Here is a 13,381-nt window from a genome sequence, read left to right on the forward strand (position 1 = left end):
CGCTGCGCTTCGATGCGCGCCGCGCGGCCTCGGCTCGTCGGCTAGACGACTCATCAGTCGGCGATTGGTCGGTTCGTCGGAGTGAACTCGCAACGTCTGTCACCCGGGTGGCCGAGCGCAAGGCGGCGATCGCATCGGCGCGCGTCGCCGCTGCCTGTCGCCGATCGCCGATCGCCGATCGCCGTCGAGTTAGCTGCCTCGCGCCGGCGCGCTCGCATGGCGCGCGAGTTCGAGCTTCGCGATCGCGTTGCGATGCACTTCGTCGGGGCCGTCCGCGAAGCGCAGCGTTCGCGCGCTCGCATACGCGTACGCCAGCGGGAAATCGTCGCTGACGCCGCCGCCGCCGTGCGCCTGGATCGCCCAGTCGATCACCTCGCACGCCATGTTCGGCGCGACCACCTTGATCATCGCGATCTCGCCGCGCGCGCCCTTGTTGCCGACGGTATCCATCATGTACGCGGTCTTCAGCGTCAGAAGCCGCGCCTGCTCGATCATGCAACGCGCCTCGGCGATCCGCTCCTGCGTGACCGTGTGCGCGGCGATCGGCTTGCCGAACGCGACGCGCTCGGACGCGCGCCGGCACATCAGTTCGAGCGCGCGCTCCGCGAGCCCGACGAGCCGCATGCAGTGATGGATGCGGCCCGGGCCCAGCCGGCCCTGCGCGATCTCGAAGCCGCGTCCTTCGCCGAGCAGCAGGTTCGACGCGGGCACGCGCACGTTCTCGAGCGTGATCTCCATGTGGCCGTGCGGCGCGTCGTCGTAGCCGAACACGTTGAGCGGCCGGTGCACGGTGACGCCGGGCGCGTCGGACGGCACGAGGATCATCGATTGCTGCGCGTGGCGGGGCGCGTCGGGGTCCGTCTTGCCCATCACGATGTAGAGCTTGCAGCGCGGATCGCCCGCGCCGGACGACCACCACTTGTGGCCGTTGATCACGTAGTTGCCGCCGTCGCGCTCGATGCGGGTCCGGATGTTCGTCGCGTCCGACGACGCGACCTCGGGCTCCGTCATCAGGAACGCCGAGCGGATCGTGCCGTCGAGCAGCGGTTCGAGCCACGTCGCTTTGTGTGCGTCGGCGCCGTAGCGCTCGAGCGTTTCCATGTTGCCGGTGTCGGGCGCGTTGCAGTTGAAGACCTCGGGCGCCCACGGCACGCGGCCCATGATTTCGCAAAGCGGCGCGTATTCGAGGTTCGTGAGGCCGGCGCCGCGCGTCGAGTCGGGCAGGAACAGGTTCCACAGGCCCGCGGCGCGCGCCTTCGGCTTCAGCGTCTCGATCAGCTCGACCGGCTGCCATGCGTCGCCGGCGCGCCGGTTGCGCGCGATCTCTTCGTAGAATGCGCGCTCGTTCGGATAGATGTGCTCGTCAAAGAACGCGTTGAGCCGCGCGCGCAACGCTTCGACTTTCGGGGTGTAATCGAAATGCATGGCTGCCTCGCCTGTCGGTCGGTTCAGTGGAAGAGTGGGGCGCCGCTAGCGTGCGCGCTGTGCATAGCGCCACGCGAGCTCGGCCATTGGCCGCGCGCGCTGGCCGGCGTCGAGCGCCTGGGCGCTCGACGCGGTGCCGTCGACGACGCGCTTCATGATGCCCTGCAGGATCGCCGCGATCCGGAACATGTTGTATGCGAGATAGAAGTTCCAGTTGTCGGGGATCGTCAGGCCGGTGCGCTCGCAGTAGCGGGCGACGTAATGCGCTTCGTCGGGAATCCCGAGCGCCGGCAGATCGAGCCCGGCGATTCCGCGAAAGCGCTCGGGCGTAACGTGCCACGCCATGCAGTGGTACGCGAAATCGGCGAGCGGGTCGCCGAGCGTCGACAGTTCCCAGTCGAGCACCGCGAGCACGCGCGGCGCGTGCGGATCGAAGATCAGGTTGTCGAGCCGATAGTCGCCGTGCACGATCGACACGCGTGCGTCGTCCTCGGTCTCGGGCGGCAGATGTTGCGGCAGCCAGTCGATCAGCCGGTGCATCGCGTCGATCGGCTCGGTTTCCGAAGCCAGATACTGCTTGCTCCAGCGCGCGATCTGACGCGCGAGATAGTTGCCCGCCTTGCCGTAATCGGCGAGCCCGACCGCCTGCGGATCGATCGAGTGCAGCGCGGCGATCACGCGGTTCATCTCGTCGTAATGGCGGCCGCGCTCAGCGGGCGTCATGCCGGGCAGCGACGGGTCCCACAGCACGCGGCCGTCGACGAACGCCATCACGTAGAACGCGCGGCCGATCACGCTTTCGTCGTCGCAGCGCGCGAGCATCGGCGCGACGGGCACGTCGGTGTCCGCGAGCGCGGCCATCACCCGATACTCGCGCTCGATCGCGTGCGCGGACGGCAGCAGCTTCGCCGCGGGCGCGGGCTTCGCGCGCAAGACGTAGCTGCGCGCGGGCGTGACGAGCTTGAACGTCGGATTCGACTGGCCGCCTTTGAACTGCTCGATGCAAAGCGCGCCGGCGAAACCGTCCACGTGCTGCGCGAGCCACGCGCTCAGCGCGTCCACGTCGAAGCGCTGCGCGTCGCCGACGGGGCGCGTGCCTTCGAATGCGGCGTAATCGGTCGGCTTGGACTTCGGATCGTTCTCGGCTGCCATCGTCTCCTCCAGATCCGTGCGCCGCGCCTATTCGCGCGTGCTTTGCAAAAACTGGTGATACAGCACTTCCATCGTCGTGTTGCGGGTGTCGCGGTGCAGCGCTTCGGGCGGCGAGTAGTTGACGAGCCGCACGACCCAGTCGTCGTCGCGCTCGCCGACGTCGAGTGCGTTGATGCAGCCCGCCGACTGCGACAGCGTGCCGATGAAGAGCCGATGTCCGGGCACCGTCGCGTGCGACAAGAGCGCGCAATTCACGCCGCCGTGCAGCACGAGCAGCACCGTGTCCCACGACGGGTCCGCGCGCAGCGCGGCGAGCGGCGGCAGCACGCGGTCGATCAGCTCGCCGATCGTTTCGCCGCCGAGAAAGCGCGTGTGCTCGGCGACGATGCCGTCGAGTACACGCAGGAATGCGGCTTCCTGCTCTTCGGGCGGGATGTCGGCGAGGAAGCCGCCGCGAATCTCGCGCCACGCGGGCTCGATGTCGATGTCGAGCGGTTGATCGATTTCCGCGAGCACGCGCCGCGCGGTTTCGATCGTGCGCGGCAGGCCGCTCGTGATCACGCGGTCGAAACGCACGTGCTGCTCGGCGAACACGCGCCCCGCGGCGCTCGCCTGCATCCGGCCGCGCTCGTTGAGCGGCACGGCGTCCTGGTCGAACGGGCGGCCGCTCGCATCGAAGTAGGTGACGTCGCCATGCCGCATCAGATAAATGCGGCGACGTTTCGGCAATTGATAGGACATGGGCGGGCTTTAGCGTTTGTAGACGGGAGGGCGTTTGTCGAGGAACGCGGTGATCCCTTCGAGCGCGTCCGCGTGGTGCAGCGACGCGACGAAGTGATCGCGTTCGGCGACGAGATGCGCGGCGAGCGGCTGCGTCTGCGCGTCGGCGACGAGCGACTTGATCCGCGCGAGCGCGTTCGGCGACATCTTGCCGAGCGCGCCGGCCCACGCGATCGCCTCGTCGCGCGCGGCGCCCGGCTTCGTCAGGCGGTTCACGACGCCGAGCTCATGCAGCCGCGACGCGGCGGCGGGCTTGCCTTCGAACAGGATCTCGGCCGCGAGCGCGCGGGGCAGCGCGCGCGCGAGGAACCACGAGCCGCCGCCGTCGGGCGTGAGCGCGACGCGCGCGTACGACATCACGAACTTCGCATCGTCGGCGGCGACGAGGAGGTCGCACGCGAGCGCGAGCGAGAAGCCCGCGCCCGCGGCCGCGCCTTCGACGGCCGCGATCACGGGCTTCGTCACCGTGTTGATCGCGGTGACCCATTCGCCGAGCAGATCGATGCTCGCCGCCTGGGCGGCGGGCTCCTTCGCGCGATTGTCGAGCAGCCGGTTCAGGTTGCCGCCCGCGCAGAAGAAGCGGTCCGCGCCCGTCAGCACGACCGCGCGGATCGACGGATCGCGCTCGGCCGTGTTGAGCGCTTCGAGGCCGGCGGCGTACATGTCGGGGTGCAGCGCGTTGCGCGCGCCGGGGTTGGACAGCGTGAGGACGAGCGTCGATTCGCTTTCGGGCGGGCGCGACGCGAGCAGTTCTGCGCTCATGCGGTGAGTCTCCTTGAATGCGATAGGCGTCGGGAGCGGTGCGCCGCGTACATGCGTCGCGCGGCGCGGGCGCTGTCCCGGCCGGCTTGGCCGGCATTTTTGAGGCGGTGCTCGAAACGTGCCGCGGCGCGAACGCCGCGACGCGCGTCGAAGTTGCTTTAGACTAGCATGAACGTGCTTTTCGGCGTTACGCCGACCGACGTGCGGGATACATTGCGCGCGGCCCTTTTCCCATGACGAAGGAGACTTCGATGCTTCGGCTCTGTGGCTTACCGCTGTCGAACTATTACAACAAGGTCAAGTTAGTACTGCTCGAGCACGACATTCCGTTCGAGGAGACGCTCGTCAAGCTTCCGATCGACGATCCCGCGCTGTTCGCCGACACACCGCTCGGCAAGGTGCCGTATCTGCTGACCGAGCATGGCGCGATCAGCGAATCGCAGGCGATCGTCGAATATCTCGTCGCGACCCATCCCGACAAGCGCATCTTCCCGGCCGATCCGTTCGCGGCGGCGAAGGCGCGCGAGATCACGACGGTGCTCGAGCTGTATCTCGAATGGAACGTGCGCGAGCTGTTTCCGGAGGCGTTCTTCGGCGGCAAGGTCAGCGACGGCACGAAGGCGCACGTCGAGAAGCGCATGCCGCGCGCGCTGGACGGTTTCAAGCGGCTCGCGAAATTCTCGCCTTACGTGCTCGGCGACACGTTCGGCATCGCCGACGTCGCTGCGTTCATCCATTTGCCGATCGTCGCGCTCGCGACGAAAGCGATCTACGGCCGCGATTTCATCGCCGATGCCGGAATCGACTGGAAGTCGTACGTGAAGCGCATCGAGGCGGAGCGGCCGGCTGCGCGGCGCGTGAGCGAAGAGCGCAAGGCGTTCATCGCGGGGCTTGCGAAGCAGCGTTGACGCGACTCGTGTGATGCACGCGCGATGCGCGAAGGCCGGTTGGCCGTCTCGCGCATCGCGCGCGCGTTCGCCGCGATGCCGGCGGCGCGATGGGCTGCCTTGACCGCACAACGGCGACGGGTGGTCGCGGTCGCCCATGGGGGCCCGCCCATGCGCCGGATTTACAAGCGCGCGAGCCGCTCGAGCGCGGTGGCGAGCGTCTCCTCGCGCTTCGCGAAGCAAAAACGCACGACGCCCGATTCGTGCGACTCGTGATAGAACGCCGACACCGGAATCGCCGCGACGCCGGTCTCGGTCGTCAGCCACTTCGCGAATTCCGCTTCGGGCAGATCGCTGATCGCCGAATAATCGACGCACTGGAAGTACGTGCCCGCGCACGGCAGCAGTTTGAAGCGCGTGTTCGCGAGTCCGGCGCGGAAGAAGTCGCGCTTCTTCTGATAGAACGCGGGCAGCGTCAGATATGGCTCGGGATCGCGCAGGTAATCGGCGAGGCCGAACTGCATCGGCGTATTGACCGTGAATACGTTGAACTGGTGGACCTTGCGGAATTCGGCCGTCAGCGCGGCGGGCGCGGCGACGTAGCCGACCTTCCAGCCCGTCACGTGAAAGGTCTTGCCGAAGCTCGACACGACGATGCTGCGCGCCGCGAGTTCCGGATAACGGGCGACGCTCTCGTGCCGCGCGCCGTCATAGACCATGTGCTCGTAGACCTCGTCGGACACGATCAGCAGGTTGGTGTCGCGCACGATGTCTTCGAGCGCGCGCATGTCCGCCTCCCGCCATACGGTGCCCGTCGGATTGTGCGGCGTGTTGATCAGGATCGCGCGCGTCTTCGGCGTGATCGCGGCGGCGAGCTTGTCGAACGGAATCGCGTAGTCGGGCGCGTCGAGCGTGACGAACACGGGCGTCGCGCCCGCAAGCGCGATCGACGGCAGATAGCTGTCGTAGGTCGGCTCAATCACGATCACCTCGTCGCCCGGATGCACGGTGCACAGGATCGCGGTCAGGAGCGCCTGCGTCGCGCCGGCCGTCACGGTGATCTCGGTCGCGGCGTCGTAGCGGCGGCCGTAGAGCCGCTCGATCTTGTCCCCGATCGCCTCGCGCAGCGGCGCGACGCCCGTCATCGGTGGATACTGGTTGTGGCCGTCGCGCATCGCGCGCGCGACCGCGTCGACGATGCGCGGATCGCAATCGAAATCGGGAAAGCCCTGGCCGAGGTTGACCGCGCCTTTTTCCGCGGCGAGCGCGCTCATGACCGTGAAGATCGTCGTGCCGACGTCGGGCAGGCGGGAGAGGAGGGTGGGCGTCGTGGGCATGTCGTGCTGTGCGTTCATCGTGGCTTGCGCGAAAAGGGGGGCGAAGCGCGTCGCTTACGCCGGCTCGGATGCGTTGGCCGCGAGCGCGCAGGCGGCGAACGGCGCCGGCTGCGCGATCCTGAAGCCGAAGTCGCGCGCGGTCCGGCGCGCGAGCTTCAGGAGCGCGCGGTCCTTCGACACGAGCCAGTCGGCGTGTGCCGCATAGGCGAGCTCGAGAAATTTCTGGTCGTCGCGGTCCTTGCACTTCGGCAACGCGCGCGACGGCGGCGCATCCGCGGCGAGGGGCGGCGCGGCCGCGTCGGCTGGCGACGGCGAATCCGTGCGGCCCGCTTGCACGTCGGTCGCGTCTGTCGCATCTGGAAGGTCCGAAGCGTTCAAGGGATTCGGGCTGTTCGAAGCGCCCGCCGATGATGCGGCCGCAAGCGAGCGGTTCGCGCCGGCGCCCGTCGTCGCGGCGGCCTCTCGCGAACCGCCGCGATCGGGCTCCCCGACGCGCTCCGACAGGCGCGCTACCGTTGCGAGCGCGGCGGCCTTGTCGACCGAGCGTGCCTTGAACTGCGGGTAGTCGAGCACGCGCTCGAGCTCGACGAGGCAGCGAGCGTCGATGAGCGCCGTGATGGCGCCCGTTTCCAGGGCGTCGCGGATCGGGCGGGCGGCGGGGTCGTCGAACACGAGGATGTCGATCCAGACGTTCGAATCGAGCACCACGCGGCGACCGGCGCGCGGAGCGTCGGGGCTTGGCATTCGTTACAATCGGTGGTTTTCGTTTGACTGCACGGCACGGCGTGCCGGTGAGCCTCTATGATAATCGTTCTCTCCCCGGCGAAATCGCTCGACTACGAAACCCCGCCCCACGTTGCCACTCATACGCTGCCTCAGTTCGTCGACGACGCGGCCGAACTGATCGGCGAGCTGCGCCGGCTGTCGCCGCAGCAGATCGGGACGCTGATGAGCATTTCCGATCCGCTCGCGCGCCTGAACTTCCAGCGTTACGCGGACTGGTCGGGCACGTCGACGCCCGCGAACGCCAAACAGGCGGTGCTGGCGTTCAACGGCGATGTCTACGAAGGCCTCGACGCTCGCTCGCTGTCGGCCGCCGATCTCGACTACGCGCAGCGGCACGTCCGCGTACTGTCGGGGCTCTACGGGCTGCTGCGGCCGCTCGATCTGCTGCAGCCGTACCGGCTCGAAATGGGCACCCGCTTCGCGAACGCGCGCGGCAAGGATCTGTACGCGTTCTGGGGCGAGCGGATCACGCAGGCGCTGAACGTCGATCTGAAGACGCGCGATGGCGCATCGCGCGTGCTCGTCAATTGCGCATCGGCCGAGTACTTCAGGTCGGTGAAGCCGAAGCTGCTCGACGCGCGCGTCGTCACGCCGGTGTTCGAGGACTGGAAGGACGGCCGTTACAAGATCATCAGCTTCCACGCGAAGCGCGCGCGCGGTCTGATGGCGCGTTACGTCGTCGAGGGGCGGATCGCGTCGCCCGACGCGCTGAAGAACTTCGCATCGGAAGGCTACGCGTTCGACGAAGCTGCGTCGAACGACGATACCTATGTGTTTCGCCGGCGTGTCGGCGCTTGAATTCCGGGCGGCCCGGCGCGGTCGCCGTAACCAGGAGACGCAATGACTCTCTCGATCACGAGCAATTTCGACGCAGGCGCGATCGACGTCCTGTCGTGCGAGCGCGCGGATGCGATCCGGCTGCGCGTGCGCGGCGACAATCGTTCCGAGTTCGCTCAATGGTTCTACTTCCGCCTGACGGGCGCGCGCGACGAGCGCTGCGTGATGACGTTCGAGAACGCGAACGACTGCGCGTATCCGGCCGGCTGGCGCAACTATCGCGCAGTCGCGAGCTACGACCGGGTCAATTGGTTCCGCGTGCCGACATCGTATGACGGTCAGGTGCTGACGATCGACCATACGCCCGATTTCGACAGCATCTATTACGCGTATTTCGAGCCGTACGGCGAAGAGCGTCATTCGGAGTTCCTCGGCGCGGTCCAGCAGATGCCGCATGCGAACGTCGTCGAGCTCGGCCGCACGGTCGAAGGGCGGCCGATGTCGCTCGTCGTGCTCGGCACGCCGGAAGAAGCGAGCGCCGCGAAGAAGAAAGTGTGGCTCATCGCGCGCCAGCATCCGGGCGAGTCGATGGCGGAATGGTTCGTCGAAGGTCTCGTGAAGCGGCTCGTCGGCTGGGGCGACTGGTCGGGCGATCCGGTCGCGCGCACGCTCTACGATCGCGCGACGTTCTACATCGTTTCGAACATGAATCCGGACGGCAGCGTGCACGGCAATCTGCGTACGAACGCCGCGGGCGCGAACCTGAATCGCGAGTGGATGGAGCCCGATGCCGAGCGCAGCCCCGAAGTGCTCGTCGTGCGTGACGCGATTCACGCGATCGGTTGCGATCTCTTCTTCGACATCCACGGCGACGAAGATTTACCGTACGTGTTCGCGGCCGGCTCGGAGATGCTGCCGGGCTTCACCGAGCAGCAGCGCGTCGAGCAGCGCGCGTTTATCGACGCGTTCAAGCGCGCGAGCCCCGATTTCCAGGACGAGCATGGCTATCCGCCGGGCAAGTACAAGGAAGATGCGCTCAAGCTCGCGTCGAAGTACATCGGCCATCGGTTCGGCTGCCTGTCGCTGACGCTCGAGATGCCGTTCAAGGACAACGCGAACCTGCCCGACGAGCATGTCGGCTGGAACGGCGCGCGGAGTGCGTCGCTCGGCGCGGCGATGCTGGGCGCGATTCTCGAGCACGTGCAGGCTTTCGCGTGAGCGATCGTCTCTGCACAGAGGATGCGCGCGAAATGGAGCGCGCATCAAAAAGCCGGAGCGGCATTGCCGCGTTCCGGCTTTTTTTGCGTCGAGCCGACGGCGGCGCATGACGCGCGTCGCCCGATGCCCGGCGCCGTCATCGTTCAGACAGGCATCCGATGGGCCGCTTCACGACTTCTGCGTCGACCGCTTCTTCACGGCTTTCTTCGCCGTGCCCGACTTCTTCGTCGCAGCCGATCGCTTGCTGCTCTTGCCTGCCGCTTTCGCCTTGACTTTGCCCTTGCCCGAGTGCGCGCGAAGTTTTTTCTTCGACGACGTCGTGCGTTCGACGCGCGGCTTCGCGGGCGGCACCGGATCGTTCCAGCTGAACGCGAGCATCTGCGTGCCGACATAGCCGCAGCGGAACTTCAGGTGCTCCGGGTCGCCGCCGCTGCTGCGTACGCCGAGGCCTTCGACGGTCACGATGTTGTCGACCTTCACGCGCTGCTTGCCTTCGTCGAACGAGTCGTTCCACGGCGTGATCGAAGCGTTGCCGTTGTCGAACGCGTTCGGCGGAAATTCGACATGATCGAAAGCGCTCGACGTGCTGGCGATGAAACTGCCGTGTGCGGCGCAATCCGCGACGAGCGGATCGGCGTGCATTTCATTGACGTATTTGTTGACGAGTTCGGCGCGTTGATCGAGTAAATCGGCAAACGCGGGCGCGGCGAACGTGAGCGACAGGCCCGCGACACAGGCCGTCAGCTTGCCGAGCGCGCCGAGCAGGCGATGCGAGGCGGAAAAGCTGTCCATCTGGAGGTAAGAGATAAGCGCGATAGAGACAGACACCAGGCACGTGAGATGCCCGATGAAGAGCAGGGTTCCATCTTAGCGTAATTTTCCGGCGCGGCAGTAGAGCGATTGCCCGTATGGCCGGTTGCGCGCGCGTCTACGCGCGTACGAACTCACGCGCGCGGTCCGCCGAGGCGATAGCGGCGCACGTCGGAGGTCGTGACCCATGCGGGTCGGTAAACCGCGATCAACGCGGTCGCCATGCCGGTGAACCACGCTTCGCCGAGCGCGAGCAGCAATGCGTTCAGCGCATAGCCGGACGGGACGACGACGAGCGTGCCGTCGGCGAGCGCGATCTGCACGCCGGCCGCCGCGGCCGCGACGACGCCCACCGTGATCGCAGGCGACACGAAGCCCTGGCCGATGATGAGCGCGGGCAGGTTGTGCGGCAGCCACGCGAGCGCGGCGCGCTGCAGCAGCGCCGATATCGCAACGGGAAGTGCGCCGTATACGAGATAGGTGAGCCCGATGCCTTGCCAGGTCGCGTCGAACACGACCGCCGCGACGCCGATCACGGCCGCCATTGCGACGAGCGCGAGGGTCCAGTCGAACAGTGTGACGAGCAGCGTCGCGCCGAGGAGATGCATGACGAGGCCGTCGTCGAGCCACGCATTGGACGCCCATAGCACCGTGATCGTGGTCACGAGCGCGAGCCATACGTGCTGTAGTGTCGCATCCTGCAGACGACCGAACGGGCGCCTCCACAACGCGAAGGCGAGCAACCCCCCGGCGGCGGTCCAGCCACCGACGGCGACCCAGAACGGAAGCGGCGTGTAGAGGAAACCCATGTTTTTATATTACTCGTTGAATGCAAAAGATGGGAATGGATTCACCCTCTACGCGGGTTTTGCCGGCTATTCGTTCGCTTTGAAAGGAGTGCTCGGTTCGGCCGCGATGAGCGGCTGGGCAGACGATTCGTTCTCGGCGACGAGCGGGTACTTGTGCTGCGCCTTCGCCGTGCGCAGCGGCACAGGGCCGGCCGCGCCGTGTACGGGCTTCGGCGAGCTGTCGCGCGCGGACAGCAGCACTTCGAGATGTGGCGGCAGCCAGCCGTTGTAGATCGCGACCGCGGCGGCGCGATTTGTCGCACCCAATTGCTGGAAGATGCTGGCCAGATGAATCTTGACCGTGCCTTCACTGATGCCGAGCGTGCGCGCGATCATCTTGTTGGTGCTGCCCATATGGACGAAACGCATGATCTGCGCCTGGCGCGGCGAGAGCCGGCTGCACGGCGAGCGTTTCCTGCGCGGGAGCTGGCTGACGATCGCGTCTACGCGGCCGTCCCTCGCGCGCGCGGCCGGCTCGGCGAGGTTCAGCGCGCTCGGCGGGACGTAGTATTCGCCGAGCAGCACCATTTCCAATGCGCGAACGATGGTGTGAGGGCGCGTCGAGCGTGGAATGACGCCGAGCACGCCAGCATCGAAGAGCGCTTGCGCGTGCTCCGGCGACGCGTCGTCGGTAAGCGCGGCGACGGGCGTCGGCGCGCAGGCCTGGCAAAGCGCATGTAGATCGCCGAGCCGCTTGATGTCTTGCCAGTCGACTGCGATCAAGTCGAAGCTCTGTTGTTTGATGAGCCGTTGCGCCTGCCGCCAGTCCTTGGCGTCGTTGTAGCCGGCATGCCGGTCGATTTGACGCAGCAGGGTTTTCAAGCCGTCGCGACGCTCTGCGTCGGAATTGAGCACCAGAAACCTCATGTTATGCCTCCGCTTATCCGATTGATCGAGAAAACGACAAGTGCCATCCCCTCAATAATGACAAAGACATTACAAAATGTCGGCCTAGCTGAAAGTCGTAAGAAAAATTCAGACAAGCAAGAGTGAGAAGGCCGCCGCGAGCGTGAGCTCGAGGCGGCCTTCGATGGACCTCTTGCGCCAGATGGCGCGAGGCGGGCGGGGTTTCAGTGGAAGTGCGGCTGCGCGGGCGTCGCGTCCTCCGGCATCTCCGCGTGGACGATCTCGCCGAGCGGATCCGCGTACAGCGGGACGCCGCAATCGTCGCAATATTCGGGTTCGAAACGGCCGGCGTGGCGGCGGATGTCGGTCACGCCCGCTTCCTTCAGCAGCGACGCGATTTCCTCGAGCGGTCCGTCGGCGGGCGCCTCGGCTTCGAGCGTCGCTTCGTCGACGGCCGCCTCGCCGTTCTCGCGTCCATAGAGCGGCCAGACGACGCCATAGATGACATCGTTGCTGCCGCGGCGAGTGAACGCGACGCGATATTCGTCGATCCGACGCTCGCCGAAACCGGCGATCACGGCGCGCAGTTCCTGCGGCGGTGCGCCGATCGTGTCGAACAGATAGCGGATCGCGGTGCGTACGGTGTGCGGACGGATCCGCTCGTCCGCGTCACGGCACGCGGAGTAGTACGCGTCGGGCAGCAAGCACTCGAATTCGCAGCCGGGCAGCGCGGCCGACAGATTGACGCCGCCTTGCGCAGCCCATTGCTCGAGGCATTGGCCGCGCTCGATGCGCGAGCCATGCTCTTCTTCCTGCCAGCGGAAGAGCGGGGCGCCGGCGGGCGCGGCGACGACGGCGAGCAGGAAGCGCGGATCGGCGAGGATCGGCGAGGTCTCGGGCAGGTCGCCGAAGTTGAGCTTGACCGGATGGTTGCCGAGCGCCGCATGCGCGAGCTGCTGCGCGAGGCGGTAAGTCTCGACGTGATGGCGCGGCAACTGATCAATGCTGTAGAAAAAGGGCGTCATCGCGACGAGCGTGCCGTGCGCGAGCACGTGTGCTTGCAAATGGGTGCGCAACACATCGGCGATCTCGGCCTTGAGCGAGCCCGACGGAATCATGTAGCGGGTCCAAGCGAGTACGGGGACTGCGACGAGAAGCGCCTCGTACGGCTTGCCGTCGTGCTCGACGGACAGCGATTCGCTGTGCGTCTCGGCCATATCGGCGAGGGCGCCGTAGGCGTCCGGATGATTCTGCTGGAGATGGTCGAGCGCGGCGTCGAGCGTGGTCTGGTTGCCGTTGCGGACGATCTTTGCGAGCAAGGCGTCGAGCTTGGCTTCCCAGAAGCGATCTTCGACACGGCTGCCGGACGCAAACAGTGCGAGCGACAGACCGACCAGTTTGTCGGCATCGGGAGGGAGGCGTTTAGCGGTTCGCTGGCGCATAGATTGACATGGTTGGATGCGAGGAACCTGTCATTTTAGTCCGTTCCGCGTATGTTCAGCGGTTTGCCGGCCTTCTGGCGGTCTTCCGTATAGACAATATGCGAGCGCGTTCGGCGTGTGAATATTTAAGGGACAAAAAATTTTCGAAAAAATTTTCGAAACCCCTTGCGGGGTACGAATCTTATGCCTAGAATCACGCCTCTTTCGCGGTAACGGAAACGTAGCGCGAAAGGGGGAGATGGGAAGTTCCGGTGCTCGGGGCGAGACGGTTGGCGGGTTAGTCGACCGAGGGTGCGGGAAGATGATCTAGA

The 13,381-nt window shown here is 66.5% G+C and carries 13 protein-coding genes; 3 read left to right on the plus strand and 10 right to left on the minus strand.

All coding sequences use genetic code 11. The features are described from left to right. Positions 1 to 189: 189 nt before the first annotated feature. From WS62_RS00460 to WS62_RS00475, 4 genes are read right to left on the minus strand one after another with little or no spacing between them, the layout of a single operon-like run. Positions 190 to 1,425: an acyl-CoA dehydrogenase family protein gene (locus tag WS62_RS00460; protein WP_066566271.1), complete on the minus strand. Its 1,236-nt coding sequence runs from the start codon at positions 1,423 to 1,425 to the stop codon at positions 190 to 192. A 45-nt stretch (positions 1,426 to 1,470) separates the two neighbouring features. Next, complete coding sequence (locus WS62_RS00465) at positions 1,471 to 2,577, minus strand: phosphotransferase (protein ID WP_066566279.1); 1,107 nt, start codon at positions 2,575 to 2,577, stop codon at positions 1,471 to 1,473. A 27-nt stretch (positions 2,578 to 2,604) separates the two neighbouring features. Continuing rightward, positions 2,605 to 3,318 (minus strand): histidine phosphatase family protein, encoded by a 714-nt coding sequence (locus WS62_RS00470; RefSeq protein ID WP_066484375.1) that lies wholly within the window; start codon positions 3,316 to 3,318, stop codon positions 2,605 to 2,607. A 9-nt stretch (positions 3,319 to 3,327) separates the two neighbouring features. Continuing rightward, positions 3,328 to 4,119, minus strand: a complete 792-nt coding sequence (locus tag WS62_RS00475) for an oxepin-CoA hydrolase, alternative type (RefSeq protein ID WP_066566282.1) — start codon at positions 4,117 to 4,119, stop codon at positions 3,328 to 3,330. A gap of 251 nt (positions 4,120 to 4,370) precedes the next feature. Between WS62_RS00475 and WS62_RS00480 the strand changes: the two genes are divergently transcribed. Then, complete coding sequence (locus WS62_RS00480) at positions 4,371 to 5,027, plus strand: glutathione S-transferase (protein ID WP_066566325.1); 657 nt, start codon at positions 4,371 to 4,373, stop codon at positions 5,025 to 5,027. 161 nt (positions 5,028 to 5,188) lie between these two features. Here the strand turns inward: WS62_RS00480 and WS62_RS00485 are convergent, their stop codons facing one another. Continuing rightward, positions 5,189 to 6,361: a pyridoxal phosphate-dependent aminotransferase gene (locus tag WS62_RS00485; RefSeq protein WP_066566285.1), complete on the minus strand. Its 1,173-nt coding sequence runs from the start codon at positions 6,359 to 6,361 to the stop codon at positions 5,189 to 5,191. Positions 6,362 to 6,397: 36 nt separating this feature from the next. After that, positions 6,398 to 7,051, minus strand: coding sequence for a PIN domain-containing protein (locus tag WS62_RS00490; protein WP_231748161.1), 654 nt, complete (start codon positions 7,049 to 7,051; stop codon positions 6,398 to 6,400). A 93-nt stretch (positions 7,052 to 7,144) separates the two neighbouring features. On the opposite strand from WS62_RS00490, the gene yaaA reads away from it, so the two are divergent. Continuing rightward, complete coding sequence (gene yaaA, locus WS62_RS00495; RefSeq protein ID WP_066566301.1) at positions 7,145 to 7,927, plus strand: peroxide stress protein YaaA; 783 nt, start codon at positions 7,145 to 7,147, stop codon at positions 7,925 to 7,927. Positions 7,928 to 7,969: 42 nt separating this feature from the next. Further along, entirely contained in the window at positions 7,970 to 9,124 is a 1,155-nt protein-coding gene (locus tag WS62_RS00500) for a M14 family metallopeptidase (protein WP_066566303.1), read from the plus strand. A 168-nt stretch (positions 9,125 to 9,292) separates the two neighbouring features. On the opposite strand, the gene WS62_RS00505 is transcribed toward WS62_RS00500, so the two are convergent. The 4 genes from WS62_RS00505 to WS62_RS00520 all read right to left on the minus strand — a co-directional run bounded on the left by WS62_RS00505 (position 9,293) and on the right by WS62_RS00520 (position 13,070). Continuing rightward, positions 9,293 to 9,916, minus strand: a complete 624-nt coding sequence (locus WS62_RS00505; RefSeq protein WP_066566308.1) for a BspC domain-containing protein — start codon at positions 9,914 to 9,916, stop codon at positions 9,293 to 9,295. Between the two features lie 152 nt (positions 9,917 to 10,068). Further along, positions 10,069 to 10,743, minus strand: coding sequence for an energy-coupling factor ABC transporter permease (locus tag WS62_RS00510; protein ID WP_066566311.1), 675 nt, complete (start codon positions 10,741 to 10,743; stop codon positions 10,069 to 10,071). Positions 10,744 to 10,809: 66 nt separating this feature from the next. Beyond that, positions 10,810 to 11,649, minus strand: coding sequence for a response regulator transcription factor (locus WS62_RS00515; RefSeq protein ID WP_066484353.1), 840 nt, complete (start codon positions 11,647 to 11,649; stop codon positions 10,810 to 10,812). Between the two features lie 203 nt (positions 11,650 to 11,852). Then, complete coding sequence (locus WS62_RS00520) at positions 11,853 to 13,070, minus strand: DUF2863 family protein (protein WP_066566313.1); 1,218 nt, start codon at positions 13,068 to 13,070, stop codon at positions 11,853 to 11,855. Positions 13,071 to 13,381 lie beyond the last annotated feature (311 nt).

This window comes from Burkholderia sp. ABCPW 14 (assembly GCF_001523835.1).
Taxonomy (GTDB): domain Bacteria; phylum Pseudomonadota; class Gammaproteobacteria; order Burkholderiales; family Burkholderiaceae; genus Burkholderia; species Burkholderia mayonis.